Origin of the sequence: Stenotrophomonas sp. CFBP8980 (genome assembly GCF_034046095.1) — a bacterium.
Taxonomy (GTDB): domain Bacteria; phylum Pseudomonadota; class Gammaproteobacteria; order Xanthomonadales; family Xanthomonadaceae; genus Stenotrophomonas; species Stenotrophomonas lacuserhaii.
Map to the genome: position 1 here is coordinate 1 of NZ_JAXCXF010000003.1, position 24,537 is coordinate 24,537.

The 24,537-nt window shown below is 66.0% G+C and carries 22 protein-coding genes and 1 rRNA gene; 16 read left to right on the forward strand and 7 right to left on the reverse strand.

Going from position 1 to position 24,537, the window contains the following annotated elements; translation table 11 throughout:
* Positions 1-88: ribosomal RNA gene (rrf, locus tag SOM47_RS08475) — 5S ribosomal RNA — on the forward strand; the annotation flags it as partial.
* Between the two features lie 146 nt (positions 89-234).
* Here the strand turns inward: rrf and SOM47_RS08480 are convergent.
* Complete coding sequence (locus tag SOM47_RS08480) at positions 235-1,962, reverse strand: M28 family metallopeptidase (RefSeq protein WP_042615357.1); 1,728 nt, start codon at positions 1,960-1,962, stop codon at positions 235-237.
* Between the two features lie 54 nt (positions 1,963-2,016).
* The gene (locus SOM47_RS08485; RefSeq protein ID WP_320505323.1) at positions 2,017-2,685 is read right to left on the reverse strand and encodes a DUF4097 family beta strand repeat-containing protein; all 669 of its coding nucleotides are present in this window, start codon (positions 2,683-2,685) and stop codon (positions 2,017-2,019) included.
* A 101-nt stretch (positions 2,686-2,786) separates the two neighbouring features.
* On the opposite strand from SOM47_RS08485, the gene SOM47_RS08490 reads away from it, so the two are divergent.
* Together SOM47_RS08490 and SOM47_RS08495 are read left to right on the forward strand one after the other, a co-directional pair.
* On the forward strand, positions 2,787-4,106 hold the full coding sequence (locus SOM47_RS08490) for a murein hydrolase activator EnvC family protein (RefSeq protein WP_320505324.1): 1,320 nt from the start codon (positions 2,787-2,789) through the stop codon (positions 4,104-4,106).
* A gap of 125 nt (positions 4,107-4,231) precedes the next feature.
* The gene (locus SOM47_RS08495) at positions 4,232-5,677 is read left to right on the forward strand and encodes a S41 family peptidase (protein WP_320505325.1); all 1,446 of its coding nucleotides are present in this window, start codon (positions 4,232-4,234) and stop codon (positions 5,675-5,677) included.
* Positions 5,678-5,838: 161 nt separating this feature from the next.
* Here the strand turns inward: SOM47_RS08495 and SOM47_RS08500 are convergent, their stop codons facing one another.
* Positions 5,839-6,531, reverse strand: a complete 693-nt coding sequence (locus SOM47_RS08500) for a rhomboid family intramembrane serine protease (protein ID WP_042615361.1) — start codon at positions 6,529-6,531, stop codon at positions 5,839-5,841.
* Positions 6,532-6,752: 221 nt separating this feature from the next.
* Between SOM47_RS08500 and SOM47_RS08505 the strand changes: the two genes are divergently transcribed.
* The 3 genes from SOM47_RS08505 to pnuC all read left to right on the forward strand — a co-directional run bounded on the left by SOM47_RS08505 (position 6,753) and on the right by pnuC (position 10,097).
* Positions 6,753-8,096, forward strand: coding sequence for an outer membrane protein transport protein (locus tag SOM47_RS08505; RefSeq protein WP_042615362.1), 1,344 nt, complete (start codon positions 6,753-6,755; stop codon positions 8,094-8,096).
* A 120-nt stretch (positions 8,097-8,216) separates the two neighbouring features.
* Positions 8,217-9,451, forward strand: a protein-coding gene (locus SOM47_RS08510) for an IS3 family transposase (RefSeq protein WP_320505326.1) whose coding sequence is annotated in 2 segments (ribosomal slippage) — positions 8,217-8,568 and positions 8,568-9,451 — 1,236 coding nt in all. Because the reading frame shifts where the segments join, the coding sequence is not laid out codon by codon here.
* 67 nt (positions 9,452-9,518) lie between these two features.
* Entirely contained in the window at positions 9,519-10,097 is a 579-nt protein-coding gene (gene pnuC / locus SOM47_RS08515) for a nicotinamide riboside transporter PnuC (RefSeq protein WP_320505327.1), read from the forward strand.
* A 500-nt stretch (positions 10,098-10,597) separates the two neighbouring features.
* Here the strand turns inward: pnuC and putA are convergent, their stop codons facing one another.
* On the reverse strand, positions 10,598-13,819 hold the full coding sequence (putA, locus tag SOM47_RS08520) for a bifunctional proline dehydrogenase/L-glutamate gamma-semialdehyde dehydrogenase PutA (RefSeq protein ID WP_320505328.1): 3,222 nt from the start codon (positions 13,817-13,819) through the stop codon (positions 10,598-10,600).
* Positions 13,820-13,854: 35 nt separating this feature from the next.
* Complete coding sequence (locus SOM47_RS08525) at positions 13,855-14,214, reverse strand: hypothetical protein (RefSeq protein ID WP_320505329.1); 360 nt, start codon at positions 14,212-14,214, stop codon at positions 13,855-13,857.
* A gap of 23 nt (positions 14,215-14,237) precedes the next feature.
* Here SOM47_RS08525 and coxB point away from each other — a divergent pair, with 23 nt between their 5' ends.
* From coxB to SOM47_RS08550, 5 genes are all read left to right on the forward strand, one after another.
* Entirely contained in the window at positions 14,238-15,200 is a 963-nt protein-coding gene (gene coxB / locus SOM47_RS08530; protein ID WP_042611981.1) for a cytochrome c oxidase subunit II, read from the forward strand.
* 61 nt (positions 15,201-15,261) lie between these two features.
* Entirely contained in the window at positions 15,262-16,872 is a 1,611-nt protein-coding gene (ctaD, locus tag SOM47_RS08535) for a cytochrome c oxidase subunit I (protein WP_320505330.1), read from the forward strand.
* 8 nt (positions 16,873-16,880) lie between these two features.
* Positions 16,881-17,015 (forward strand): hypothetical protein, encoded by a 135-nt coding sequence (locus tag SOM47_RS08540; RefSeq protein ID WP_265182981.1) that lies wholly within the window; start codon positions 16,881-16,883, stop codon positions 17,013-17,015.
* Positions 17,012-17,602: a cytochrome c oxidase assembly protein gene (locus SOM47_RS08545; protein ID WP_042611979.1), complete on the forward strand. Its 591-nt coding sequence runs from the start codon at positions 17,012-17,014 to the stop codon at positions 17,600-17,602. The genes SOM47_RS08540 and SOM47_RS08545 overlap by 4 nt, the downstream gene beginning before the upstream one ends.
* Positions 17,603-17,628: 26 nt before the next feature.
* Entirely contained in the window at positions 17,629-18,504 is an 876-nt protein-coding gene (locus SOM47_RS08550) for a cytochrome c oxidase subunit 3 (RefSeq protein ID WP_042611978.1), read from the forward strand.
* A gap of 17 nt (positions 18,505-18,521) precedes the next feature.
* Here SOM47_RS08550 and SOM47_RS08555 read toward each other — a convergent pair whose 3' ends face one another.
* Positions 18,522-18,740 carry a twin transmembrane helix small protein gene (locus tag SOM47_RS08555; RefSeq protein WP_042611977.1) on the reverse strand — a complete coding sequence of 73 codons (219 nt, stop codon included), beginning with the start codon at positions 18,738-18,740 and terminating at the stop codon, positions 18,522-18,524.
* Between the two features lie 57 nt (positions 18,741-18,797).
* On the opposite strand from SOM47_RS08555, the gene SOM47_RS08560 reads away from it, so the two are divergent.
* The 5 genes from SOM47_RS08560 to SOM47_RS08580 all read left to right on the forward strand — a co-directional run bounded on the left by SOM47_RS08560 (position 18,798) and on the right by SOM47_RS08580 (position 23,414).
* Positions 18,798-19,505: an SURF1 family protein gene (locus SOM47_RS08560; protein ID WP_320505331.1), complete on the forward strand. Its 708-nt coding sequence runs from the start codon at positions 18,798-18,800 to the stop codon at positions 19,503-19,505.
* Between the two features lie 173 nt (positions 19,506-19,678).
* A complete protein-coding gene (locus SOM47_RS08565; RefSeq protein ID WP_320505332.1) occupies positions 19,679-20,254 on the forward strand; it encodes a redox-active disulfide-containing membrane protein in 576 nt (191 codons plus the stop codon).
* Positions 20,255-20,264: 10 nt separating this feature from the next.
* The gene (locus SOM47_RS08570; protein ID WP_042611975.1) at positions 20,265-21,428 is read left to right on the forward strand and encodes a COX15/CtaA family protein; all 1,164 of its coding nucleotides are present in this window, start codon (positions 20,265-20,267) and stop codon (positions 21,426-21,428) included.
* Positions 21,429-21,432: 4 nt separating this feature from the next.
* Complete coding sequence (gene cyoE, locus SOM47_RS08575) at positions 21,433-22,323, forward strand: heme o synthase (RefSeq protein WP_192084219.1); 891 nt, start codon at positions 21,433-21,435, stop codon at positions 22,321-22,323.
* 290 nt (positions 22,324-22,613) lie between these two features.
* Positions 22,614-23,414: a TraB/GumN family protein gene (locus tag SOM47_RS08580; protein ID WP_320505333.1), complete on the forward strand. Its 801-nt coding sequence runs from the start codon at positions 22,614-22,616 to the stop codon at positions 23,412-23,414.
* A 138-nt stretch (positions 23,415-23,552) separates the two neighbouring features.
* On the opposite strand, the gene SOM47_RS08585 is transcribed toward SOM47_RS08580, so the two are convergent.
* The gene (locus SOM47_RS08585) at positions 23,553-24,524 is read right to left on the reverse strand and encodes a bile acid:sodium symporter family protein (protein ID WP_192084220.1); all 972 of its coding nucleotides are present in this window, start codon (positions 24,522-24,524) and stop codon (positions 23,553-23,555) included.
* Positions 24,525-24,537 lie beyond the last annotated feature (13 nt).

The window sequence follows — 24,537 nt, forward strand, 5'->3', positions numbered from 1 at the left end:
CCCGATCCCATCCCGAACTCGGAAGTGAAACGCAGCTGCGCCGATGGTAGTGTGGCTCAAGCCATGCGAGAGTAGGTCATCGCCAGGGTTCAAACCAGAAACCCCGCTGCTCACGCAGCGGGGTTTTTTCATGCCCGGTACGCACGCCCGGTAGTGACGGCCGCCGGCCGTCAAAGCCGCAAAAAAAACGGCGCCCCGAAGGGCGCCGCAGCTACACATCAGCCAACCCGGCGCTTACTTGCCTGCCGGAGCGGCCTTGCCCTTCATCATTTCGTCGCGCGCCGCCTTGAACGGGTTGCCTTCGTACCAGTTCGGCCAGCGATCGCCGGCGGCCAGTTCCTTGCCCACACCGTGCAGCAACTGCAGGTCTTCGATGGTGCCGTCCAGCTTCCAGGTCGCCGCGTCGAACTCATCCTTCGGGCCGTGGTAACGATTGCGGCCGTAGTCTTCACCGGCCTTGCGGCCCGCTTCCACGCCGCCTTCCAGCAGGTCTTCGCCGCCATCGGCATACAGCGCCGGCACACCCGCCTTCGCGAAGTTGAAGTGATCGGAACGGAAGTAGAACCCGCTCTGCACTGCCGACTCACCATGCAGCGTCCGCCCCTGCGCTACGGCCAGCGGTTTGAGGATGTCTTCCAGCTCGGAACTACCGAAACCGGTCACCGTCATGTCCTTGGCACGGCCGGCCACCGACATCGCATCGATGTTGATCACACCGGCGATCTTGTCCAGCGGGAAGGTCGGATGGGCCACGTAGTACTTGGAGCCCAGCAGGCCCGATTCTTCCAGCGTTACCGCCAGGAACACCGCCGAACGGGCCGGCTTCGGATCCTGGTGCATCATCGCGTCGGCCACTTCCAGGATGCCGGCCACGCCGGTGGCGTTGTCCACCGCACCGTTGTAGATGTTGTCGTCCGCTTCACCCTCATGCTTGCCCAGGTGGTCCCAGTGCGCCATGTAGAGCACGGCTTCATCGGCGCGGCTGCTGCCCGGCAGCACGCCCACCACGTTGCGCGAGGTCTTCTCGGCGGTGGTGCTCTTCAGGTCCACCGACAGCTTGGCGTTCAGCGGCACCGGCTTGAAGCCGCGCTTGTTGGCATCCTTGTAGGCCTGCGCCAAGTCCAGCCCGGCACCGGCAAACAGCGCCTTGGCGGCATCCGCACTCAGCCAGCCCTGCACCGGCAGGCGGGCTTCCGGATCATTCTTGGCCGGCAGGTCGTACTGGGGGCCGGCCCAGGAATTCTTGACCACGTCCCAGCCATACGACGCGCCGGCGGTGTCGTGCACGATCAGCGCGGCGGCCGCACCCTTGCGTGCGGCTTCTTCGAACTTGTACGTCCAGCGGCCGTAGTAGGTCATGCGCTTGCCATCGAACAGCTTCGCATCGTCGACGTGGAAGCCCGGATCGTTGACGAACATCACCACCGTCTTGCCCTTCCAGTCCTGTCCGGCGTAGTCGTTCCACTGCTGCTCCGGAGCGTCCACGCCGTAGCCCACGAACACGATGTCACTGCCGTCCACCTTCACTTCGGTCTGACCGGTGCGGGTGCCTACCACCATGTCGGTGCCGAACTTCAGCTCGCTGGCCTTGCCTGCCTGGTCGATCTTCAGCGAGGTGGTTTCGTCAGCCGTGGTCTCGGTCATCGCCACGTCCTGGAACCAGCTGTCGCCGTTGCCGGGCTGCAGGCCGATCCGCTGCATCTGGTCGCGGATGTAGTTGACGGTCAGTTCTTCGCCCTTGCTGCCGGGCGCGCGGCCCTCGAATTCGTCCGAGGCCAGCGTCTTGACCAGTTCGGCGAAGTCAGCGGCGTTGATCTCAGGAGAGAACGCATGGGTGCTGGCCGGCGCGGTGGCGGGGCTGGCGTCGGCGGCCGGGGCGGTGGCCGCCGGAGCGGCGTCTTCGCCCTTGCAGGCGGTCAGTGCCGCGGAGAGGGCGAGGCAGAGCAGTAATTTACGGGGCATCATCAGGTCCTGCAGGGAGGGGAGCCGGCCTGCAGGCGCAGGCCTGGCATGGAATCAGTTTTCCGGGGCGGTATCGGTGTCGAACGCCACCGGGGTGGCGCCGGTCACCGTGCCGGTCATGGCACTGCGGTGCACGTACAGCACCACCTCGCGTTCGAACTGCAGCGCGCCGTTGACCACCGCATTGGGGCCGATGATCACCCGCGGCTTGCGGTTCGGCGTCAACGAAATGCTGAAGCTGGGCTTCTTGATGTGGATACCCCCGTTGACCACCGAACCGACGCCGACGGTGACGTCTCCGTTGACGGTCTCGATGTCACCGGCAAGCCGGGTTTCGACCAGGCCGATGCCACCGTTGACGGTCTCCACGCTGCCCTCGATCTGGCTGCGGCGGTCGGCGAAGATGCTGCCGTTGACCGTCTCCACGTTGCCGCGTGCGATCACCCCGCCCGCCAGCCGCACGCCGCCGTTGACGGTGGAAATGCTGCCGGTGCGCGCGCCATCGCCGACCTTGATGCTGCCGTTGACGGTTTCGATGTCGCCGGTTTCCACGCCGTCGTCTACCCGGATGCTGCCGTTGACCGTATCCAGGTCACCGTAGCGCTGGCCCGATTCGGCGCTGATGCTGCCGTTGACCTTGCTGATGTCTTCCTGTGCCACGGCCGGACTGGCGGCCGCGGCGAGTGCGAAAGCGAGCGCCAGGGTCAGGGATGAGGCTTTCATGAGAGGTTCCTTGTCAGTCACATGCGGCTGGCCGGCCGCCCGGCAAAGATGTCACCATGTTGCCTTGGAAACCGCATCTGCCTGAAGTCACTGGAACGCCCTTGCGCGACACTGCTTTTCCCTCACGCATCGCTAACACCCGCTGGCCCGTGCTGGCGGGCGGGGTGCTGCTGGCCCTCGCCGCTGCCCTGCTGCCGGCGCTGCCCGCCGGTGCCCAGTCCACCCGCGAAGCGGAGCGCAAGCTGCAGAAGCTGCGTACCGAACTGAAGGGCGTTGCGCAGGAGCGCAGGCAGCTGGACAACCAGCGCGGCCAGGCCAGCCGGCAGCTGCGTGAGATGGACGAAAAAGTTGCGCGCACCGGCCGCACCCTGGCAGAGACCGAAGCGGCACTGCAGGCGCAGAACACCGCCCTGGCCGACCTGGAAAAACGCCGCGTTGCGCTGCAGGGTGGGCTGCAGAAGCAGCGCACGGAACTGGCCGGCCTGCTCAACGGAGCCTACCGGCTGGGCAACCACGCGCCGTTGAAGCTGCTGCTGTCACAGGACACCGTGGCCGACGGCAACCGCTCGCTGGCCTACCACCGCTACCTGCAGCGCGAGCGCAGCCAGCGCATCCATGACATCACCAGTGACCTGAAGGAACTGGACACGCTGCAGGCGCAGATCGGGCAACGCCAGCAGCAGCTGCAGTCCACCCGCCAGCAGCAGAAGCAGCAGGCCACCGCGCTGGCCAGCGACCGTCGCCAGCGCGAGCAGGCCGTCGCCGCGCTGGACCAACAGTTCAAGGACCGCAGCGAACGCGAAAAGGCCCTGGGCCAGGACGCGAAGGCGCTGGAAACCCTGCTGGCCAACCTGCGTGCCGCCGCCGCACGTGCTGAAGCCGAGCGGCGTGCCGCGGCCCGGCGCGCGGCCGCCGAACGCGCCGCCGAAAGAGCAGCAGAAAAGGCCGCCGCAGATCGCGCGGTGGCCGAAGGCCGTCCGCCGCCGCCGCCGCGCGCCACCAAGGTACCGCCGGTGGCCGCCGCCGCACCGGCACCGCGGGTGGGGGGCCTGGGCTGGCCGTTGACCGGCAACCTGCTGGCCCGCTACGGCGGCAAACTGCCTGACGGGCGCACCAGCAGCGGCGTGCTGATCGGCGCGGCTGCCGGTAGCACGGTCACCGCCGTGGCCGATGGTACCGTGGTGTTCTCCGACTGGATGACCGGCTACGGGATGATCCTGATCGTGGACCACGGCAATGGCTACATGAGCCTGTACGCGCACAACGACACCCTGCTCAAGGATGCCGGCGCTGCGGTGAAGCGGGGCGATCCGCTGGCCAAGGTCGGCAATTCCGGCGGGCAGGGCGTCACCGCGCTGTACTTCGAACTGCGCCGTGGCGGCCAGCCGGTGAACCCGGACAGCTGGTTGCAGCGTCGCTGAACCGTCGCGCGCGAGGTCGCCGTACATTCAACGGGAATTTACCGGTACCTGACGCATAATCGGGACCTGCATCGGTCGTGCGCGCACTTCACCGGAGCATTCGAATTCGACCCCAGGAGTGCTTCATGCGTGTAGCCCGAACCGCCACCCTGCTGCTGGCCATGATGCCTTCCTTGGCGCTGGCCCAGCAGGCCGAACCCGCCGCGGCCGCCCCTGCCGAAGTCCCCGCCGACGCCAAGCCGTCCACCGCGGCAAGCAATGAAGAAGCGGCTACGTCGAAAGTGCCGCTGGAGGAGATCCGGCGCTTCGTGGCGGTGTACAACGCGGTGCGAGCGGCCTACGTGGACCCGGTCGACGACAAGAAGCTGATGCAGGACGCGGTGCGCGGCCTGCTGCTGGACCTGGATCCGCACAGCACCTACTTCGACAAGGAAGACGCCGAAGCCTTCGACGAGCAGGCCAACGGCGCTTACGAAGGCATCGGCGTGGAGCTGCAGCAGCAGCCGGACAATGCCAGCCTGAAGATCATCTCGCCGATCGACGATACCCCGGCCGCACGCGCCGGCATCCTCGCCGGCGACCTGATCATCGCCATCGACGGCAAGCCGATCAGCGCCATCCAGGCCAGCGAACCGCTGCGTGGCCCGGCCGGCAGCAAGGTGGTGTTGACCATCGTGCGCGACGGCAAGCCCAAGCCGTTCGATGTCAGCCTGGCGCGCGAAACCATCCGCGTGACCAGCGTGCGCAGCCGCATGCTGGAACCCGGCTACGGCTACATCCGCCTGAGCACCTTCCAGGCCGACACCGCAGCTGATTTCCAGAAGCATGCGCGCCAGTTGTCCAAGCAGGCCGGTGGCCAGCTCAAGGGCCTGGTGCTGGACCTGCGCAGCAATCCCGGTGGCCTGCTGACCGCCGCGGTGCAGGTGGCCGACGACCTGATCGAGAAAGGCAACATCGTCAGCACGCGCGGCCGCATAAGCATCAGCGATGCGCGCTTCGATGCCACGCCTGGCGACCTGTTGAAGGGCGCTCCGGTGGTGGTGCTGGTGGACGCCGGTTCGGCCAGCGCATCGGAAGTGCTGGCCGGCGCCCTGCGCGACAACCAGCGTGCGCGGGTGATCGGCAGCCGGACCTTCGGCAAGGGCTCGGTGCAGACCGTGCTGCCGCTGGACAACGGCGATTCGGTCAAGCTGACCACCGCGCGTTATTTCACCCCCAGCGGCAAGTCGATCCAGGCGACCGGAATCGTGCCGGAAGTGGAGCTCAAGCCGGCACCGGTGGAAGGCGAAGACGCCCTGCCGGCGAGCCTGTCCGACTTCAGCGAAGCGACCCTGCCGGGCCATCTGCATGGGGATGGCGAAGGCGAGGAAGGCTACCAGGCCGGCGACGTACTGCCGGGCGACGGCCCGATCAACGACGCACTGGCCGAGTTGAAGGCACCGGGTTCGGTCGCCACGCGGTTGAAGGCCGAAGCGGCCAAGGCGGCAGCGGACAAGGCCGCAGCGAAGCCGGAAGCCAAGCCGGAAGCCAAGCCGGAAGCCAAGCCGACGGAACCGCCGACCAAGCCCTGATCGCGGCAAAGGCGTGACGACCAACGGTCGTCACCCACCCAGGCAGGACGGCCAGCGGCCGTCGCTACCGATGGCTGCGCCTGGTAGCGCCGAGCCGTGCTCGGCGAGCGCAGCGGACGGAAAAGACAGGACGGCCAGCGGCCGTCACTACCGGAAGCGGCTCAGAAGCCTTGGCGCTTGCGCAGCCGGCGGGCGATCGCGGCGCGCACATACACGCCGTACACCACCCCGAAGCCGAAGCCGGCGATATGCGCCCACCAGGCCACCATGCCGAAGCTCGGGCCGATATGCGCAAACACCACCTGCAGCACCGCCCAGAAGCCGATCAGCAGGTAGGCCGGTGCGCGGACGAACTCCAGGAACAGGCCCAACGGAATCACCACCCCCAGCCGCGCGCCCGGGAACAGCGCCAAGTAGGTCCCGATCAATGCCGATACCGCGCCGCTTGCCCCGATGATGATCTGGTCCGGCGTGCCCATGGTGTAGATCGCCACCAGGTTGGAGAAGGCCCCGCCAAACAGGAACAGCAGGATCAGCCGCCAAGGCCCCAGCACGCGCTCGGCCGGTAGCCCGAAGATCAGCAGGAACACCAGGTTGCCGAGCAGGTGCGACCAGTCGGCATGCAGGAACAGCGCGGTGAACAGCCGCAGCACGCTGCCGTCCTGCAGGGTGGCCCACCAGTCCAGCGGCCGCATGAGGCCAGCTGAAAGGGCGCCCCAATCCATCCACAGGCTGTTGCGGGCTTCGTGGGGACGCGAGATCGACCAGAGGAAAGCCAGCCAGACTGTCGCAAACAACAACGGAGTTGCCCAGCGGAAGGCGGCTTTGCGACGGGAGGGCAGCGACAGGAACATGGGGGCTAGGGTATCTCGACAGCCGATGGCGGAGGTCTGCGCATTCAGTTTTCAAGCTGACAATGCACCCTATCTGTTATTGTTTCATTAACACGTCTGGGTAATACTCGCATACGGCGTCGTATGTCGGGAGGGGAATCCGGCGCGTCCCGCAGGGCCATGGCCCCGGCGGGACGCAGGCGCATGCAGAGCAAACAACCGCTTTCCGGAGAGATAAAACGATGCAAACCGCTTCTACTTTTGCCCGCATTACGATGCTGGCCGTCGGCATTGCCGGCGTACTGGCCGCCACCGATGCGAACGCAGCCGCGTTCCAGCTGGCGGAAAAGAGTGCCAAGGGCCTCGGCCGCGCCTTCGCTGGTTCGGGCAGCGCCGAGGGTGATGCCTCGATCATCGCCGCCAACCCGGCTGGCATGCGCCAGCTCGATGGCCGCGTGATCCAGGGTGACCTGAGCGCGATCAGCTTCAAGGCCGAGTTCGAAGGTGCCGGCCGCAAGCCGACCGGCGCCCCGCAGACCGGTGGTGACGGCGGCGACGCCGGCATGATCGCGCCGGTCCCGGCCGGTTACTTCCACATGCCGATCGGCGAAAAGGCCCACTTCGGCGTGTCGCTGACCGCACCGTTCGGCTTCAAGACCGACTACGACGACGGCTGGGTGGGTCGTTACAGCGGCCTGAAGACCGACCTGAAGGCGATCGACCTTGGCTTTGCGATGTCCTATGACGTCAACCCGTATGTGTCCTTCGGCGCGTCCGTGTTCGTCGAGCACCTGACCATCGAACTGAGCAACAACATCGACTTCGGCACCGCGTTGGCGCAGTCCCGCGTACCGGGCTTCGCCCCGGGCAGCGCCGATGGCAAGCTGACCGTGGAAGGCGACAACAACGCGGTCGGCTGGACCGTCGGCGGCCTGTTCAGCCCGGATGAGAACACCCACATCGGCATCAGCTACCGTTCCAAGGTCGAGCACAAGATTACCGGCGGCGACGCTACCTTCGACGTGCCGTCCAACGCCGCTGCCGTGCTGGCCGTTGCCCAGCCGGGCCGCTTCGTGACCACCAGCGGCAAGGCCACGGTGACCCTGCCGGCGTCGGCCACGCTGAGCGTGACCCACAACATCAACGACCGCTGGACCGTGATGGGTGATGTCACCCGTACTGCATGGTCGACCGCGTTCGACCAGGTGACCATCGACTACGCTTCGGCCCAGCCCGATTCGGTGCTGGAATTCGGCTACCGCGATACCACCTTCGTGTCGCTGGGTACCGACTTCAAGCTGAGCGACACCGTTACCCTGCGTGGTGGCGTGGCCCTGGACCAGACCCCGACCACCGACGCCCACCGCGACGTGCGCGTGCCGGATACCAGCCGCAAGTGGCTGTCGATCGGCTTGGGCTGGGCCCCGTCGGACAACGTCGAATACAACTTCGGCTACACCCACCTGCTGACCAGCGATCCGAACGTGTTCGTGCAGCCGGGCACCAACAACCAGGGCAACTCGCTGACCGGCAAGTACAAGGTCCGCGGCGACGTGCTGGCGGCGTCGATGCAGTACAAGTTCTGATTCCACGCGGCAACGTGTGACAGCAGGACCGGAAAGCCCCGCGCAAGCGGGGCTTTTTCTTTGCACATGACCCGTCCTGAATTGGGTTGACACCTTTTCCCTCTGGAAAAGGAATGTTCAATGAAATCAACAATCAGGCGCAGCCAACGGGATTACTCGCTGGCCTTCAAGTTGTCGGTGGTAGACCAGGTCGAGCGCGGGGAGCTGACCTACAAAAAGGCCCAGGAGCGTTATGGGATCCAAGGGCGCAGCACGGTGCTTTCCTGGCTTCGTCGGCATGGTCGGCAGGATTGGTCAGCTGGGGCATCATTGCCTCCCATGAGCACTGTCCCCAAAGCCGGGGCGGCCAAGCCGCTAACGCCGGAACAACAGATCAAGGCCCTGCAGGTCCAGTTGCGGGAGGCAAACGAGAAGGCGCAGCTGTTCGAGGCCATCGTGGATGTCCTCAAAGAGGATTACGGGGTAAAAATCGTAAAAAAGCCTTCCGGCAAGTCCTCACGCAAGGGCGCCTCAAAGGCGTAAGCGTGGCAAGGGCTTGCCGCCATTTCGGCATCAGTCGGCAGGCGTTCTATCAGGCCGGGCACCGCCATCAGCGGCGAGACGCTGCTGATGCTACTGCACTGTCGCTGGTGAGCGACTGCCGCGCGCGCCAGCCTCGGGTCGGTACGCGCAAGCTGCACCATCTGATTGAGCCGAAGCTGCAGGCGGCGGGGATCGCTCTGGGGCGCGATCGTTTATTTGACGTGCTCCGAGAAGCGCGCTTGCTGGTGCCCCAGCGTCGCGCGTATCACAAGACGACCGATAGCCATCATCGCTTCCGCAAGCACCCCAATCTGCTCAAATCCGGTGAAGGGTGCATCGTTCCCAGCGGCTGCGAACAGGTGTGGGTGGCTGACATCACCTATCTACCAACAGATGGGAAGTTCGTTTACCTGAGCCTTGTTACCGATGCGTGGTCACGCAAGATCGTAGGCTGGAGCGTGAATGAGACGCTGCAGACCGAACATACCGCGCAGGCATTGGAGATGGCCCTGAAAACCCGGAGAACGAGGCAACGGCTGATCCACCATTCGGATCGGGGCATCCAGTACTGCTCGGACAACTATCAGAAGATACATGCCAAGCACGGCCTGACCTGCTCCATGACCGACGGCTACGATTGCTATCAGAACGCTCTGGCAGAGCGGATCAACGGGATCCTCAAATGCGAGTTTCTGCTCCGTCGCCCACGGGACCTGGGACAGGCGCGGCAGATGGTGGCTGAGGCAGTGGAGATCTACAACGCCGAGCGCCCCCACCTGTCCCTTAAAATGCAGACGCCCGATGCGATGCACCGGGCGTCCTTGGCCGCCTGACGACGGCCGGATCATCCACCCCATAGGTGTCAACCTATGGCAGGACGGGTCAACACTACAATGGCCAATGGATTTTTCAGACCCCGCGTTCCAGCTTGAAATCGCCGCCAACGTCGCGGCGGCCGCCTCGATACTGCTGGCCGGGCGCAACAGCGTGCATGGCTGGTGGATGAGCATCATTGCCGGGTTGCTGTTCGCTGCGGTGTTCCTGCAGGCGCGGTTGTACGGGCAGGTGGCGCTGCAGGGGTTCTTCATCGCCGTCGGTGCACTGGGCTGGTGGCAGTGGCTGCGTGGCAACCAGGGCGCGCCGCTGCCGATCACCCGCCTGCACGCGGCTGCGTGGCCATGGCTGGTCGTGCTGGTAGTCGGGGGCACGTGGGGCTATGGCTGGATGCTCAGCCGCCATACGGACGGACAGGCGCCTTACGTGGACGCGGGCATCCTGCTGCTGAGCATGGTCGGCCAGGTGATGATGATGCGGCGCAAGCTGGAATGCTGGTGGGTGTGGTTGCTGGTGAACACCCTGGCGGTGCCGCTTTACTACGCAGGGGGCCTGCAGCTGACGGCGCTGCTGTACGTCGGCTACTGGATCAACGCGATCGTCGCGCTGCTGCACTGGCGGCGGTTGATGCTGGCTGCGCGCTGACGCGCGCACGGTCAGAAGCGCAGTCAACGTCAACGTCAACGTCAAAAGCTGCAGGGCTGTTGCGTTGGCGGGGCGGGGTGGCTGTGCAGGACACGCCGTGAATCCGTCCATGGAGGCTCGCTTTTCGCATCCATGCGAAAAGACGGTCCTGCACAGCCACCCCGCCCCCCCTTCGACAGGTCCATGGGGGCCTTGGAACCTTCGGTAGCGCCGACCCATGGTCGGCGGATATCGGCAGAAAGGGGCTCTGATGGTTTCCGCCGAGCATGGCTCGGCGCTACCGATGGCGCCAGGCCACACGCGACAACCCGGCTCCTTTCTTCCCAACACGCTGGCGGCCGCGGGAAGCTGTCAGGGGTGGGGCGGGTAGGTTGCAGGGGACCGTCTTTTCGCATGGATGCGAAAAGCGAGCCTACAGGGACGTACTTGCGGCGTGTCCCCTGCAATCTACCCGCACCACCCAGCCGCAGAAATCCACACCCGCAGCACGGCGAAAAAAATCAATCGCCCAACGTAAGCAGCGAGGCGTTGCCGCCGGCCGCGGTGGTGTTCACCGTGACGGTTTTCTCGGTGGCGAAACGCAGCAGGTAGTGCGGGCCGCCCGCCTTCGGGCCGGTGCCGGACAGGCCCTGGCCACCGAACGGCTGCACACCCACCACCGCACCGATCTGGTTGCGGTTGACGTACACGTTGCCGACCTGGATGCCGTGGGTGATGCGGTCCACGGTCTCATCGATGCGCGAATGCACGCCCAGGGTCAGGCCGTAACCGGTCGCGTTGATCTGGTCGATCACCGCCTGCAGCTGGTCGCCCTTCCAGCGGATCACGTGCAGCACCGGTCCGAAGATCTCCCTGTGCAGCTGGCCCAGGTCCTTCAGTTCGTACGCACGCGGCGCGAAGAAGGTGCCGTGCGCGGCGTCATCGCCGAGCGTGGCCGCGGCGATCAGGCGGGCTTCGGCGTCCATGCGCACGGCATGGTCCTGCAGGATCTGCAGCGCGTCGGCATCGATCACCGGGCCGACGTCGGTGGACAGTTCGCCCGGGTCGCCGACCTTCAGTTCCTTCATCGCGCCGGCCAGCATGGTCATCACCTTGTCGGCGATGTCGTCCTGCACGAACAGCACGCGCGCGGCCGAACAACGCTGGCCGGCCGAAGTGAACGCCGAACCGATCGCATCCTTGACCAGCTGTTCCGGCAAGGCCGACGAATCGGCGATGAAGGCGTTCTGGCCGCCGGTCTCGGCGATCAGCACACCGATCGCGGCATCGCGTGCGGCCATCGCGCGGTTGATCGCACGGGCGGTATCAGTGGACCCGGTGAAGGCCACGCCGGCCACGCGCGGGTCGGCGGTCAACGCCGCACCGACAGTGGCACCGTCGCCCGGCAGGAACTGCAGCACGCCTTCCGGCACGCCCGCATCCAGCAGCAGCTTCACCGCGTAGTAGCCGATCAGGTTGGTCTGTTCGGCCGGCTTGGCGATCACGCTGTTGCCCGCCGCCAGCGCCGCGGCGACCTGGCCCAGGAAGATCGCCAGCGGGAAGTTCCACGGGCTGATGCACACGAACACGCCGCGGCCATGCAGCTGCAGTTCGTTGGATTCACCGGTCGGGCTGGGCAGCTTTTCAGCATGCGCGAACTGCTCGCGTGCCTGCTTGGCGTAGTAGCGCAGGAAGTCGACCGCTTCGCGCACTTCGGCCACGCCGTCGGGCAGGCTCTTGCCGGCTTCCTTCACGCACAGCGCCATGAACTCGGCGATGCGCGCTTCCAGCTGGTCGGCGGCGTGTTCCAGGATCGCCGCGCGGCTGGCAGCGGGGGTACGGTTCCAGGCGGGCTGCGCTGCAACCGCGTTGGTCAGGGCCTTCTGCACGGTCACATCGTCGGCCGCCTGCCACTGGCCCACCACCTGGCGGTTGTCGGCCGGATTGGTCACCGGCAGCGTCGGGCCGGTCAGGTTGGCACCGGGCACCAGCGGGGTGGCATGCCATGCTTTCACGGCACGGTTGAGCTGCCCGGCAAGGTCGCGCAGTGCGTTGTCGTTGGCGAGGTTGATGCCCATGGAATTGGTCCTGTGGTGGTTCTGGCTGCGCAGCAGGTCGACCGGCAGCGGGATCTTGGGGTGCGGGATGGAGGCGAAGGAACCCACCATTTCCACCGGATCGCGGACCAGCTCGGCAATCGCCACGCGGTCGTCGGTGATGCGGTTGACGAAGCTGGAGTTGGCGCCGTTTTCCAGCAGGCGACGCACCAGGTAAGGCAGCAGGTCCTCGTGCGAACCGACCGGCGCGTAGACGCGGCACGGCAGGCCAAGGCGATCGGCCGGCACCACTTCGGCGTACAGGTCATCGCCCATGCCGTGCAGCTTCTGGTGCTCGTACACACCGCCCTTGGCGATGCTGCGGATCGCCGCGATGGTGTGCGCGTTGTGGGTAGCGAACATCGGATAGATCGCGTCGCCATGGCCGAACAGGCGCTTGGCGCAGGCCAGATAGGACACGTCGGTGTTCTGCTTGCGGGTGAACACCGGGTAGCCCGGATAGCCTTCGATCTGCGCGCGCTTGATCTCCGCGTCCCAGTACGCGCCCTTGACCAGCCGTACCTGCAGGCGACGGCCGTTGCGGCGGGCCATGTCGGCGAGGAAATCGATCGTGTACGGGGTGCGCTTCTGGTACGCCTGCACCACCACGCCGAAGCCATCCCAGCCGGTCAGCGAGGCATCGGAAAACACCGCATCGATGATGTCCAGCGACAGCTCCAGGCGGTCGGCTTCTTCAGCGTCCACCGTGCAGCCGATGCCGTAGCTTTTCGCCAGCTGCGCCAGCTCCAGCACGCCGGGCACCAGGTCGTGCAGCACGCGGGCGCGCTTGGCGTGCTCGTAGCGCGGGTACAGCGCGGACAGCTTGATCGAGATGCCAGGGGCATTATTGACGTCGCCATCCGGGCGGCCACCATGTGCCTTGTGGTCGCCGCCGATGGCATGGATCGCGCGGCGGTAGTCCTCCAGGTAACGCAGGGCATCCTTCATGGTCAGCGCGCCTTCGCCGAGCATGTCGAACGAATAGCGGTAGCTGGCGTTGTCACCCTTGTGCGAACGCTCCAGCGCCTCGCCGATGGTGCGGCCCATGACGAACTGATGGCCCATGATCTTCATCGCCTGGCGCACGGCCAGGCGGATCACCGGCTCGCCCACGCGGCCCATCAGGCGCTTGAACGCGCCCGGCACGTCGGCACGGGTGAGGTCGTTGATCTGTACCAGCTTGCCGGTCAGCATCAGGCCCCAGGTGGAGGCGTTGACCAGCACCGAGTCGCTGCCGCCCATGTGCTTCTTCCAGTCCGCATCGGCCAGCTTGTCGCGGATCAGCTTGTCGGCGGTGTCCTGGTCCGGGATGCGCAGCAGCGCTTCGGCCACGCACATCAGCAGCACGCCTTCCTCGCTGCCCAGGTCGTACTGGCGCATGAAGGCTTCGATCGCCCCCTGGTCCTTGGCGCGCACGCGCACGCGGGCCACCAGGTCGGCGGCCAGCGCCTGCACCTGCGCCTGTTCATCGGCCGGCAGGCGGGCCTGTGCCAGCAGTTCGGTCACGTGGGCCGCCTCGTCCTTCAACCAGGCATCGGTGATGGCCTGACGGAAAGCGGAGGGAGATGCCGGCAGTTCCGGCGACAGCAGCACGTTGGCCGGCGGCGCGGAGCCGGGGGCAGCGGGCGAAAGAGTAGGTGCGTTCATGCCGGTCCGGCCAGTGGAAAACTTGGCGATTTTAATCATTTTTTGGCCTGCGGATAGTCCCTCACCGGCCCCTTTGAGCATTCCGGATAGCACCGCCCCGTAAAGGATTCAGCTGGATGCGAGCGTTCAGGAAAAAATGTGCCAAATTCGGCAAATCGGCTGACGGCACATTGCTGTGCTGCAGCATCGTATTTACCGTGAATGGACCTTGTAAGTGTCGAGAGGGCAGGGCTACCATCGAGACGTAGCCCGCGGCAGGAACGCGGCTGCGACAGGATCAGGGCGCCGAACGCGCTGCAGGGGATCTGAATACGCAGCGGCGACAGTGTCCCCCACGGACGCTTGAGGCCCGGGACCAGCTTGAAAGCTTGCTCGCCGCCAGCGATGGCGGTCACCGATGACGTCAAGGGTCTAGGCAATGAAGCAAAGCAGCGCGTGGGGCGGCAGGTGTGTGTCCGGGATCGCCACGGTGGCGGCCGGAATGGCATTTCCGGCAATGGGATGGGCGCAGTCCGCCGATCCCAAGCCATGGCAGTTGAACATGGGCCGGGGGGTCACCCAGACCTCGCGACTGGCCTGGGAATCGAACATGCTCTCGCTGATCGTGGTCACGGTCATCGGCGTGATCGTGTTCGGTGCGATGGCCTACGCCATCTTCAAGTTCCGCAAGTCCAAGGGCGCGGTCGCCGCCACCTTCAGCCACAACACCAAGGCCGAAATCATCTGGACAGTGATCCCGGTGGTGATCCTGGTGGTGATGGCCTGGCCGGCCACCGCCAACCTGATCAAGATGTACGATACCCGCGATGCCGAGATGACCGTCAAGGTCACCGGCTACCAGTGGATGTGGCGCTATGAGTACCTGGGCGAGGGCGTGGACTTCACCAGCCGGCTGGACCGCGAGTCCGACCGCGTGCGCCAGAGCGGCAAAGTGCCCACCCGCGAAAGCAATCCGCATTACCTGCTCGACGTCGACAACCGGCTGGTGCTGCCGGTCGATACCAAGGTGCGCTTCGTCATCACGTCCGACGACGTGATCCACGCCTGGTGGGTGCCGGCGCTGGGCTGGAAGCAGGACGCGATCCCGGGCTTCATCAACGAGGCCTGGACCAGCATCGACACCCCGGGCGTCTACCGCGGGCAGTGCGCTGAACTGTGCGGCAAGGACCACGGCTTCATGCCGATCGTGGTCGAAGCGGTGTCCAAGGAAGACTTCAAGCAGTGGCTGGCGCAGAAGAAGCCGGCGCCTGCTGCCGCGCCTGCCACGCCGAATGCGCCGGAGACCGCCACGCCGCCCGGCGACGGCACCGCGCCACGGCAACCGGTAACCCCGGCCGAGCCTGCTGCTGCACCGGCCCCGGCGCCCACCACCGACGCCTGACCCAACCGCCCGTGGCCGCATCGCGGCCACTGTGACAAATCGATCTGAGAGGTGTTTTGCAATGGCGCACTCGGCAGTTGGGCACGACGAACACCACGGTCATGCGCAGGGCTTTTTCCAGCGCTGGCTGTTCAGCACCAACCACAAGGACATCGGCACGCTGTACCTGCTTTTCAGCTTCGTCATGTTCATCATCGGCGCGGCGATGAGCGTGGTCATCCGCACCGAACTGGCACAGCCCGGCCTGCAGTTCGTCAAGCCGGAATTCTTCAACCAGATGACCACCATGCATGCGCTGGTGATGATCTTCGGCGGGGTGATGCCGGCCTTCGTCGGCTTGGCCAACTGGATGATCCCGCTGCAGATCGGCGCGCCGGACATGGCGCTGCCGCGCATGAACAACTGGTCCTTCTGGCTGCTGCCGGTGGCCTTCGGCATGCTGCTGCTGACCCTGTTCCTGCCCGGTGGCGCACCGGCCGGTGGCTGGACCCTGTACCCGCCGCTGTCGCTGCAGGGGGGCTACAACGTGGCCTTCACCGTGCTCGCCATCCACGTGGCCGGCATCAGTTCCATCATGGGCGCGATCAACATCATCGCCACCGTGCTCAACATGCGCGCGCCGGGCATCGACCTGCTGAAGATGCCGATCTTCTGCTGGGCCTGGCTGATCACCGCCTTCCTGCTGATCGCGGTGATGCCGGTGCTGGCCGGCGCGGTCACCATGCTGCTGACCGACAAGTTCTTCGGCACCAGTTTCTTCAACGCCGCCGGTGGCGGTGACCCGGTGATGTTCCAGCACATCTTCTGGTTCTTCGGGCACCCGGAGGTGTACATCATGATCCTGCCGGCGTTCGGCGTGGTCAGCGAAATCATCCCCACCTTCAGCCGCAAGCCGCTGTTCGGCTACCAGGCGATGGTCTACGCCACCGCGGCGATCGCCTTCCTGTCGTTCATCGTCTGGGCCCACCACATGTTCACCGTGGGCATGCCGCTGGGTGGCGAGATCTACTTCATGTTCGCCACCATGCTGATCTCCATCCCGACCGGGGTGAAGGTATTCAACTGGGTCAGCACCATGTGGCGCGGTTCGCTCACTTTCGAAGCGCCGATGCTGTGGTCGGTCGCCTTCGTCATCCTGTTCACCATCGGCGGTTTCTCCGGCCTGATGCTGGCCATCGTCGCGGCTGATTTCCAGTACCACGACACCTACTTCGTGGTCGCGCATTTCCACTACGTGCTGGTCACCGGTGCGGTGTTCGCGCTGATCGCGGCGGTGTACTACTGGTGGCCGAAGTGGACCGGGCGCATGTACAGCGAGAAATGGGCGAAGTTCCACTTCTGGTGGTCCATCGTGTTCGTCAACCTGCTGTTCTTCCCCCAGCATTTCCTCGGCCTGGCCGGCATGCCGCGGCGCATCCCGGATTACAGCGTGGCCTTCGCCGACTGGAACCTGATCAGCTCGATCGGTGCGTTCGGCATGTTCGCCACCCCGTTCATGATGGCCGCGATCCTGCTGGCCTCGCTGCGCAACGGGGAAAAGGCCGAAGCGCGCAGTTGGGAAGGCGCGCGTGGGCTGGAATGGACGGTGCCGTCACCGGCGCCGGCGCATACCTTCACCACCCCGCCGGTGATCCGCCCGGGCGACCTGGCCCACGATGACATCAGTCACTGAGGTGCGACATGCATGATGCGAACCCATCATCGGCTGACATCGCCCTGCGCCGCCAGCGCGCACGCCGCACCGCCGTGTGGGTGGGCGCGGTAGCGGTGGCGGTGTATGTCGGCTTCATCCTAAGCGGGGTGATCGGCCGATGAACGCCCCGCAGGCCACCGCCCCGTCCCGGCATGCCGGCCTGCCGCGCCTGATCGGCGTGGCGGTGGCGGTGTTCCTGCTGACGTTCTCGCTGGTGCCGCTGTACCGCATCGCCTGTGAAAAGGTGTTCGGCGTGCGCCTGGAACGCGGGCCCGGGGCACAGGCCAGCGCCGGCGCCGCGGCCGGCAAGCGCACCGTGCGGGTGGAGTTCGATGGCGGAGTGAACTCGCAGTTGCCGTGGGCCTTCCATCCCGAACAGCTGACCATGGACGTGGTGCCCGGCGAGCTCAACGAAGCGCTGTATTTCGCGCGCAACGATGGCAAGGTCGCCATCGTCGGCAGCGCCGTACCGTCGGTGGCGCCGGCGCGCGCCTCGGGCTATTTCAGCAAGACCGAATGCTTCTGCTTCACCGCACAGACCCTGCAGGCCGGAGAGAAGCGCGACATGCCGGTGCGCTTCATCGTTGATCCCTCGCTGCCGCCGGAGATCCGCACCATCACCCTGTCCTACACCTTCTACAAGAACGACGCGCTCTCCGCGCGCCTTGCACCGGCCAGCGTGCCGGCCGATGCGCACGCCGCGCCCTGAGCGCGCCACTGAACCGGACAACGACCATGGCCCAGCTTCCTTCCGACGCCAACGCGTATTACGTGCCGACCCACAGCCGATGGCCGTTCATCGGCTCCATCGCGATGATGGTGACCATGGTCGGCGTGGCCAGTTGGCTCAACGACGCAACATGGGGCAAGTGGAGTTTCTTCACCGGGCTGGCGATGCTGGTGCTGACCCTGTTCTGGTGGTTCAGCGACGTGGTTCGTGAATCGCAGGCCGGCCACTACAACCAGCAGGTGGATGGTTCGTTCCGGATGGGGATGGTGTGGTTCATCTTCTCCGAAGTGATGTTCTTCGGCGCCTTCTTCGGTGCGCTGTTCTATACCCGTGCGCTGGGGCTGCCATGGCTGGGCGGCGAGGGCGACGGGGTGATGACCAACGAGCTGCTGTGGGGTGGTTATTCGGCCGGCTGGCCGACCAACGGCCCAGCGGCGATCGGCGGCCAGTTCCAGACCATCCCGGCGTGGGGCCTGCCGCTGATCAATACGCTGATCCTGCTGACCTCCGGCGTCACCCTGACCATCGCCCACCACGCACTGAAGGCCGGCCATCGCCGCCAGCTGCTGACCTGGCTGGGCATCACCGTGGTGCTGGGACTGGTGTTCCTGACCCTGCAGGCGGAGGAGTACATCCACGCCTACACCGAGCTCAACCTCACCCTCGGCTCGGGCATCTACGGTTCCACGTTCTTCATGCTGACCGGCTTCCACGGCGCGCACGTGCTGCTGGGCACGATCATGCTGGCGGTGATGTGGCTGCGCGCGGCCAAGGGCCACTTCACCCGCGACAACCATTTCGGCTTCGAAGCGGCGGCGTGGTACTGGCACTTCGTCGACGTGGTGTGGCTGATGCTGTTCCTGTTCGTCTACGTGCTTTGATCCACGTAACGATTGCTTCAGCGGGCGATGCCGTGCGGCTGGATCCAGCCGCCCCAGATGCCGATGACCACGAGCAGGATCAGCGCCACCGACACCGCGATGCGCCGGGTCAGCGCATTGACGGTGCGCTTGGTCTGTCCCCGATCCACCAGCAGGTAGTACAGGCCGGCGCCCAGGTTCCAGACGATGACGATGAGGAACGCGATCACCAGCAGGGTCTTCAGCGAATCGTTCATGCGCGGCTCGATGGCGGGGCGGATGCTCCTATCTGACCGCGTTTGCGGCCGTTTGTCATGATGCGACGGCACACGCGGTCGCTGGGCTGGGTGTTGGCCCTGGTGGCGATGACGGTGTTCTGCCTGCTCGGCTACTGGCAGCTGCAGCGCATGCAGCAGAAGCAGGCGCTGTTGCAGGCGCAGGCCGTGGCGACCGCGCAACCTCCCACTACCCTGTCGCGCGCGCTGGACGCTGCCGGCCCCGTGCACGGCATCGTCGACCACGGCCGCTTCCTGTCGGGGCTCGTGCTGCTGGACAACCAGATGCGCGAGGGCCGCGCCGGGGTGAAGGTCTACCGTCCGTTTCGCAGCGATGATGGCGTGGTGCTGCTGGTGGACCTGGGCTGGCGTCCGCTGCCGGCCGATCGCGCGCTGCCCGACGTAGCACCGCCGCCCTCGCCGGTGGCCGTACGCGGGCTGCTGGCGCCCGCGCCGGCACCGGGGCTGGCACTGGGACCGGTGACGACCCCGGCGGGCCCGCAGCGCTGGCTGGCCAGTCGACTGCAGGCCGGCGCGCTGGCGCCCCTGCTGGGCCTGCCTGGCCTGCCTGCGCGCGTACTGCGGCTGGATCCGGCGCTGCCGTTCGGCGACGAGCGCGACCTCGACCTGCTGCCCAATACGCTGCCGCCGCAGCGCCACCTGGGCTATGCCGTGCAATGGTTCGGCCTGGCCCTGACCGTGCTGGTGGTGGCGCTGGTGCTGGAATGGCGCCGCCGCCGGCGGTAGTGACGGCCGCTGGCCGTCAATCCGTAGGTGACGACCGCTCGTCCTGGGTGGGTGACGACCGTTGGTCGTCACGCTCTTGCCCGGAGCAGAAGCGTGACGCGCAACGGTCGTCACCCACCGAACCCACCACAACCCACCGGCACACCCCTTCCCAACATGAGAAAATGCTGCCCATGAATGCTGCTACGTCACCGCAGGACACCGGGCGCGGCAAGGGTCGCCGGACTCTGGTGCTGCTGTTCGTCCTGTTCTTCGGCGCGATGGCGCTGGCTGGCGTGCTGCGCTTTTCCGGCTGGCAGCCGGCGGCCCACAAGAACGTCGGCCAGCTGCTGCAGCCGCCGGTGGACCTGCGCCTGCAGCCGCCCCTGTTGGCGAGCGGCGCGCCCTATGCCTGGAAGGGCGAGGAAAAGATCTGGCGCATCCTGGTCGCACCGCCCGCCGCGTGCGCCGAACAGTGCGTCACTTTGTCGCAGGGACTGGCCAAGGTGTGGCAGCTGTTCGGCCATAACGCCGATAATGTAGAGATCCTTTGGCTGGGAACGCCGCCGGCGCCCCTGGCTGGAACCCCTGCACTGCGCGCGCTGGCACCTTCGCCGGCACTGCGCGCTGCATTGCCCGGTGTCGACGACCCGGCCGGCGTGCCGGTCTACATCGTCGATCCGAACGGCTTCGTGATCATGCGCCATGCGCCCGGCACCGACCTCGGTGGCCTGCGCAAGGACCTGTCCACGTTGCTGAAACTGAAGTGAGCCTTGTTTGATGAGCCTTTCCGCGCGTCCGGCGCTGCAGCGTAATTTCCACCGCCTGGCGTGGTTCGCGATGATCATGACCGCGAGCACCATCCTGTTCGGTGCCTTCGTGCGCCTGTCCGATGCCGGCCTGAGCTGCCCTGACTGGCCGACCTGCTATGGGCAGGCCACCTGGCCGCAGCACGTGGAAGAAACCATCGGCCATCCGGCCGCGGACATCCGCCCGCTGGAAACGCACAAGGCGTGGCGCGAACAGGTGCATCGCTTCCTGGCCGGCGCGCTCGGCATCGAGATCCTCGCCCTGGCCCTGCTGGCCACGCGTCGACGTCGTTTCGGCAGCACCGCGGTAGTCACCGCCTGCGTGCTGGTGGCCGCAGGCATCCCGCTGTACATGCTGGGCTGGCATGCCACCGCCAGTGTGCTGGCGCTGCTCGGCGAGGTGATCCTGCTGGTTGCCGCGTTCCGCTGGAGCAACAGCGACCTCGCACGCGCCGCCGTGTTGACCCTGGCCGTGGTGATCTTCCAGGCGCTGCTGGGCATGTGGACCGTCACCTGGCTGCTCAAGCCGATCGTGGTGATGGGCCACCTGCTGGGCGGCATGCTGATGTTCGCGATGCTGGCCTGGATGGCCTGGCGCGCGACCCACCTGCCGATCACCCTGGCCGAAGCACCGAAGCTGAAATGGCTGCTGCGCATCGGCGTCGCCGTGCTGACCGTGCAGATCGCACTGGGCGGCTGGGTCAGCGCCAACTACGCCGCGCTGGCCTGTGGTGGCGGCAGCCTGTCGCTGGACAACTTCCCGCGTTGTGCCAACCAGTGGTGGCCGCAGCAGAACTTCGCCGAAGGCTTCACCCTGTGGCGCGGCATCGGCGTGGATTACGAAGGCGGCATCCTCGATGGCGCTTCGCGCATCGCCATCCAGATGGGCCACCGCATGTTCGCCATCGTAGTGGCGGCGTACCTGCTGTGGCTGGGCGTGCGTTTGTTCCGGACGCCGAGCATGCGCGGCTGGGCCGTGGCGTTGATCATCGGCCTCATCGCACAGATCAGCCTGGGCATCGCCAACGTCAAGATGGCACTGCCGCTGCCGGTGGCGGTGCTGCACAACGGCGGGGCGGTGCTGCTGCTGTTCGTGATGGTCAGCCTGCTGGCCCGCCTGCGGGCACCGGACTGACGCCATGGCCACTTATCGTCAGTACTGGGACCTGACCAAGCCCAAGGTCGTTGCCCTCATCATATTCACCGCGCTGGTCGGCATGGTCCTCGCGATCCCCGGCGTACCCAGTTGGGAGCAGGTGCGCCTTGGCGCGCTCGGCTTCCTCGGCATCTGGCTGTCGGCCTCCGCCGCGGCGGCGATCAACCAGCTGCTGGATGCCAAGATCGATGCGCAGATGGCGCGCACCTCGTGGCGCCCGCTGGTGGTCGGCAAGGTCAAGCCGTGGCAGGTGCTGGCTTTTGCCGGCGTGCTGATCGTGCTGTCCATGACGATCCTGGTGGTGTGGGTCAACGTCATCACCGCCATCCTCACCTTCGCCTCGCTGATCGGCTATGCGGTGATCTACACCGTCTACCTCAAGCGTGCCACCTCGCAGAACATCGTCATCGGCGGACTGGCCGGCGCGATGCCGCCGATGCTCGGCTGGGCCGCGGTCACCGGGATGCAGACCTCGGCGGACTGGTGGTATTCGGCGCTGCTGGTGCTGATCATCTTCATCTGGACACCGCCGCACTTCTGGGCGCTGGCGATCTTCCGCCGCGAAGACTACGCCAAGGCGAAGATCCCGATGCTGCCGGTCACCCACGGCGTGGTGCACACCCGCAAGCAGATCTTGGCGTATTCGATCGTGCTGGCGATCATCTGCGTGCTGCCCTACGTGGTTGGCATGAGCGGACCGTTCTACCTGGGCGGGGCGATCGTATTGAATGCCGTGTTCCTCTGGTACGCCTGGCGCATGCAGGACCCGCCGGATGAACTGTTCTCGATGAAGATGTTCAACTGGTCGGTGGTCTACCTGATGGCGCTGTTCGCCTTCCTGCTGGTGGACCACTGGATCCTGCCCTGGCTGTAACGCCTGGTCGGGATTGACGGCCAGCGACCCTCACTACCCGCGCGTGGAGCCAGCCGCCTTGGTAGCGCCGAGCCACGCTCGGCGGGATGTTTCAGGCGCCGATGCAGAAAGCCGCCGAGCATGGCTCGGCGCTACCGGCGCACGATGATCTGCTCCTGGTGGGTGACGACCGTTGGTCGTCACGCTCTTCGCGGATATCCCGCTACCGCATTTCCCTTGAATCTGATGCACCACGCCGCCACCCTTCGCAGGACGACCCGAAGGATGCGAGGTGGTGGATGTACCGATGGATGCGAATTGTCTGCACCGCGTTGCTGAGCCTTTTGCTGATGGCCAGCCCCGCATTGGCCGATGAAACACTTGCCGCGCAGATCCGTGAGCACGCCGGCGCTCATCGCCTGCTGGTGCTGGGCGAGTACCACGGCACGCGCGAGACGCCTCTCCTTGTTGCGCAGTTGGCTGATGATTACAGCCGTGACGGTACCCCGCTGGTACTCGCGCTGGAGATGCCGCGTGGCGAAAATGCGTCGCTGCAGGCCTATCTGGATTCGGACGGCGATACCGAAGCGCGCCGCGTGCTGCAGGCCCGTCAGTTCTGGAAAGTGACTGATGACCAGCACGACGGGCGTCGCAGTCGCGACATGTTGGAATTGATCGAAGCCATGCGTGTGCTTGCGAAGCAGCATCGCGACGTGAAGGTGCTTGGCTATGACGAAGACATCAGCGAGCACGGTAACCAGTCGCGCGACGATGCACAGGCCAAAGCGCTTCGCCGCCTGCATCATGAAGCCCCGAGCCACGCTCGGCTGGTGGTGCTGGCTGGCAACGTGCACGCGATGCGCAGGCGTCCGGCAGATGCACCGGCGGAAATGCAACAGCGACCGATGGCTTCGCAGCTCGTGGATCTCGATCTCTACAGTGTCAGGCTGGAGGCACTGGAGGGGCAGTTCTGGGCGTGCATGCAGCGCTGCCAGGCGCTTCCGCTACGTGCACGGCCGGCGCGCCCACCGCGCGTGGAAACGGCCGAAGACCGCATGTACGACTTGATCGTGTGGATGCCGAAGTTCAGCGTGGCGCGCTTGTTCGATTGACTGCCAGCGGCCGTCACTACCCGCGCGTGGAGCCAGCCACCTTGGTAGCGCCGAGCCATGCTCGGCGGGGTGGTTCAGGCGCCGCTGCAGAAAGCCGCCGAGCATGGCTCGGCGCTACCGGGTTACCGGCTTACCGGCTTACCGCGCTTCTTTGGCGTAGCGCTGGGCGATGACCCCGCACACGATCAGCTGGATCTGGTGGTAGATCATCACCGGCAGCACGATCGCGCCGAGGCTGCCGCCGGCGAACAACACCTTGGCGATCGGGATGCCGGTGGCGAGGCTTTTCTTGGAGCCGCAGAACACGATCGCGATCTCGTCTTCGCGGCTGAAATGCAGCTTGCGTGCGGCCAGCGTGATCAGCGGCATCGCGATGCCCAGCAGTACCGCCGCCACCACCGCGACCGCGGCCAGCGAGATCAGCGGGGTCTTCGACCACAGACCTTCGGTCACGGCCGCACCGAATGCCGAATACACCACCAGCAGGATGGTGGCCTGGTCGGTGTAGCGCAGCAGCGCGCGCTGGCGTTCCACCCAACCGGCGATCCACGGACGCAGCAGGTGGCCGGCTACGAACGGCACCAGCAGCTGCAGCATGATGCCGCCGATGGCCTGCAGCGGATTGTGGATGCCGCCCTGGGTGCCGGCCAGCGCGGTCAGCAGCAGCGGCGTCAGGAACACACCGAGGATGGACGACAGCGATGCGCTGCACACCGCCGCCGGCACATTGCCGCGCGCCATCGAAGTGAACGCGATGGACGACTGGACCGTGGAGGGCAGGGTGCACAGGAACAGCACGCCCAGGTACAGCTCCGGCGTGAGCAGCCAGCCGGACAACGGATGGAGCAGCAGGCCCAGCAGGGGGAACAGCACGAAGGTGCAGGCCAGGATCAGCAGGTGCAGGCGCCAGTGCAGCAGGCCACCGATCACCGCTTCACGCGGCAGGCGCGCGCCGTGCAGGAAGAACAGCAGGCCGATCGCCACGTTGGTGACATCGTCCAGTACCAGCGCGGCGGGGCCGGTCATCGGCAGCAACGAGGCCAGCAGCACGGTGCCCAGCAGGGCAAGGGTGAAGTTGTCCGGTCGCAGTCGCGACCACCAGCGTGTCATGTCAGGCAGGCTC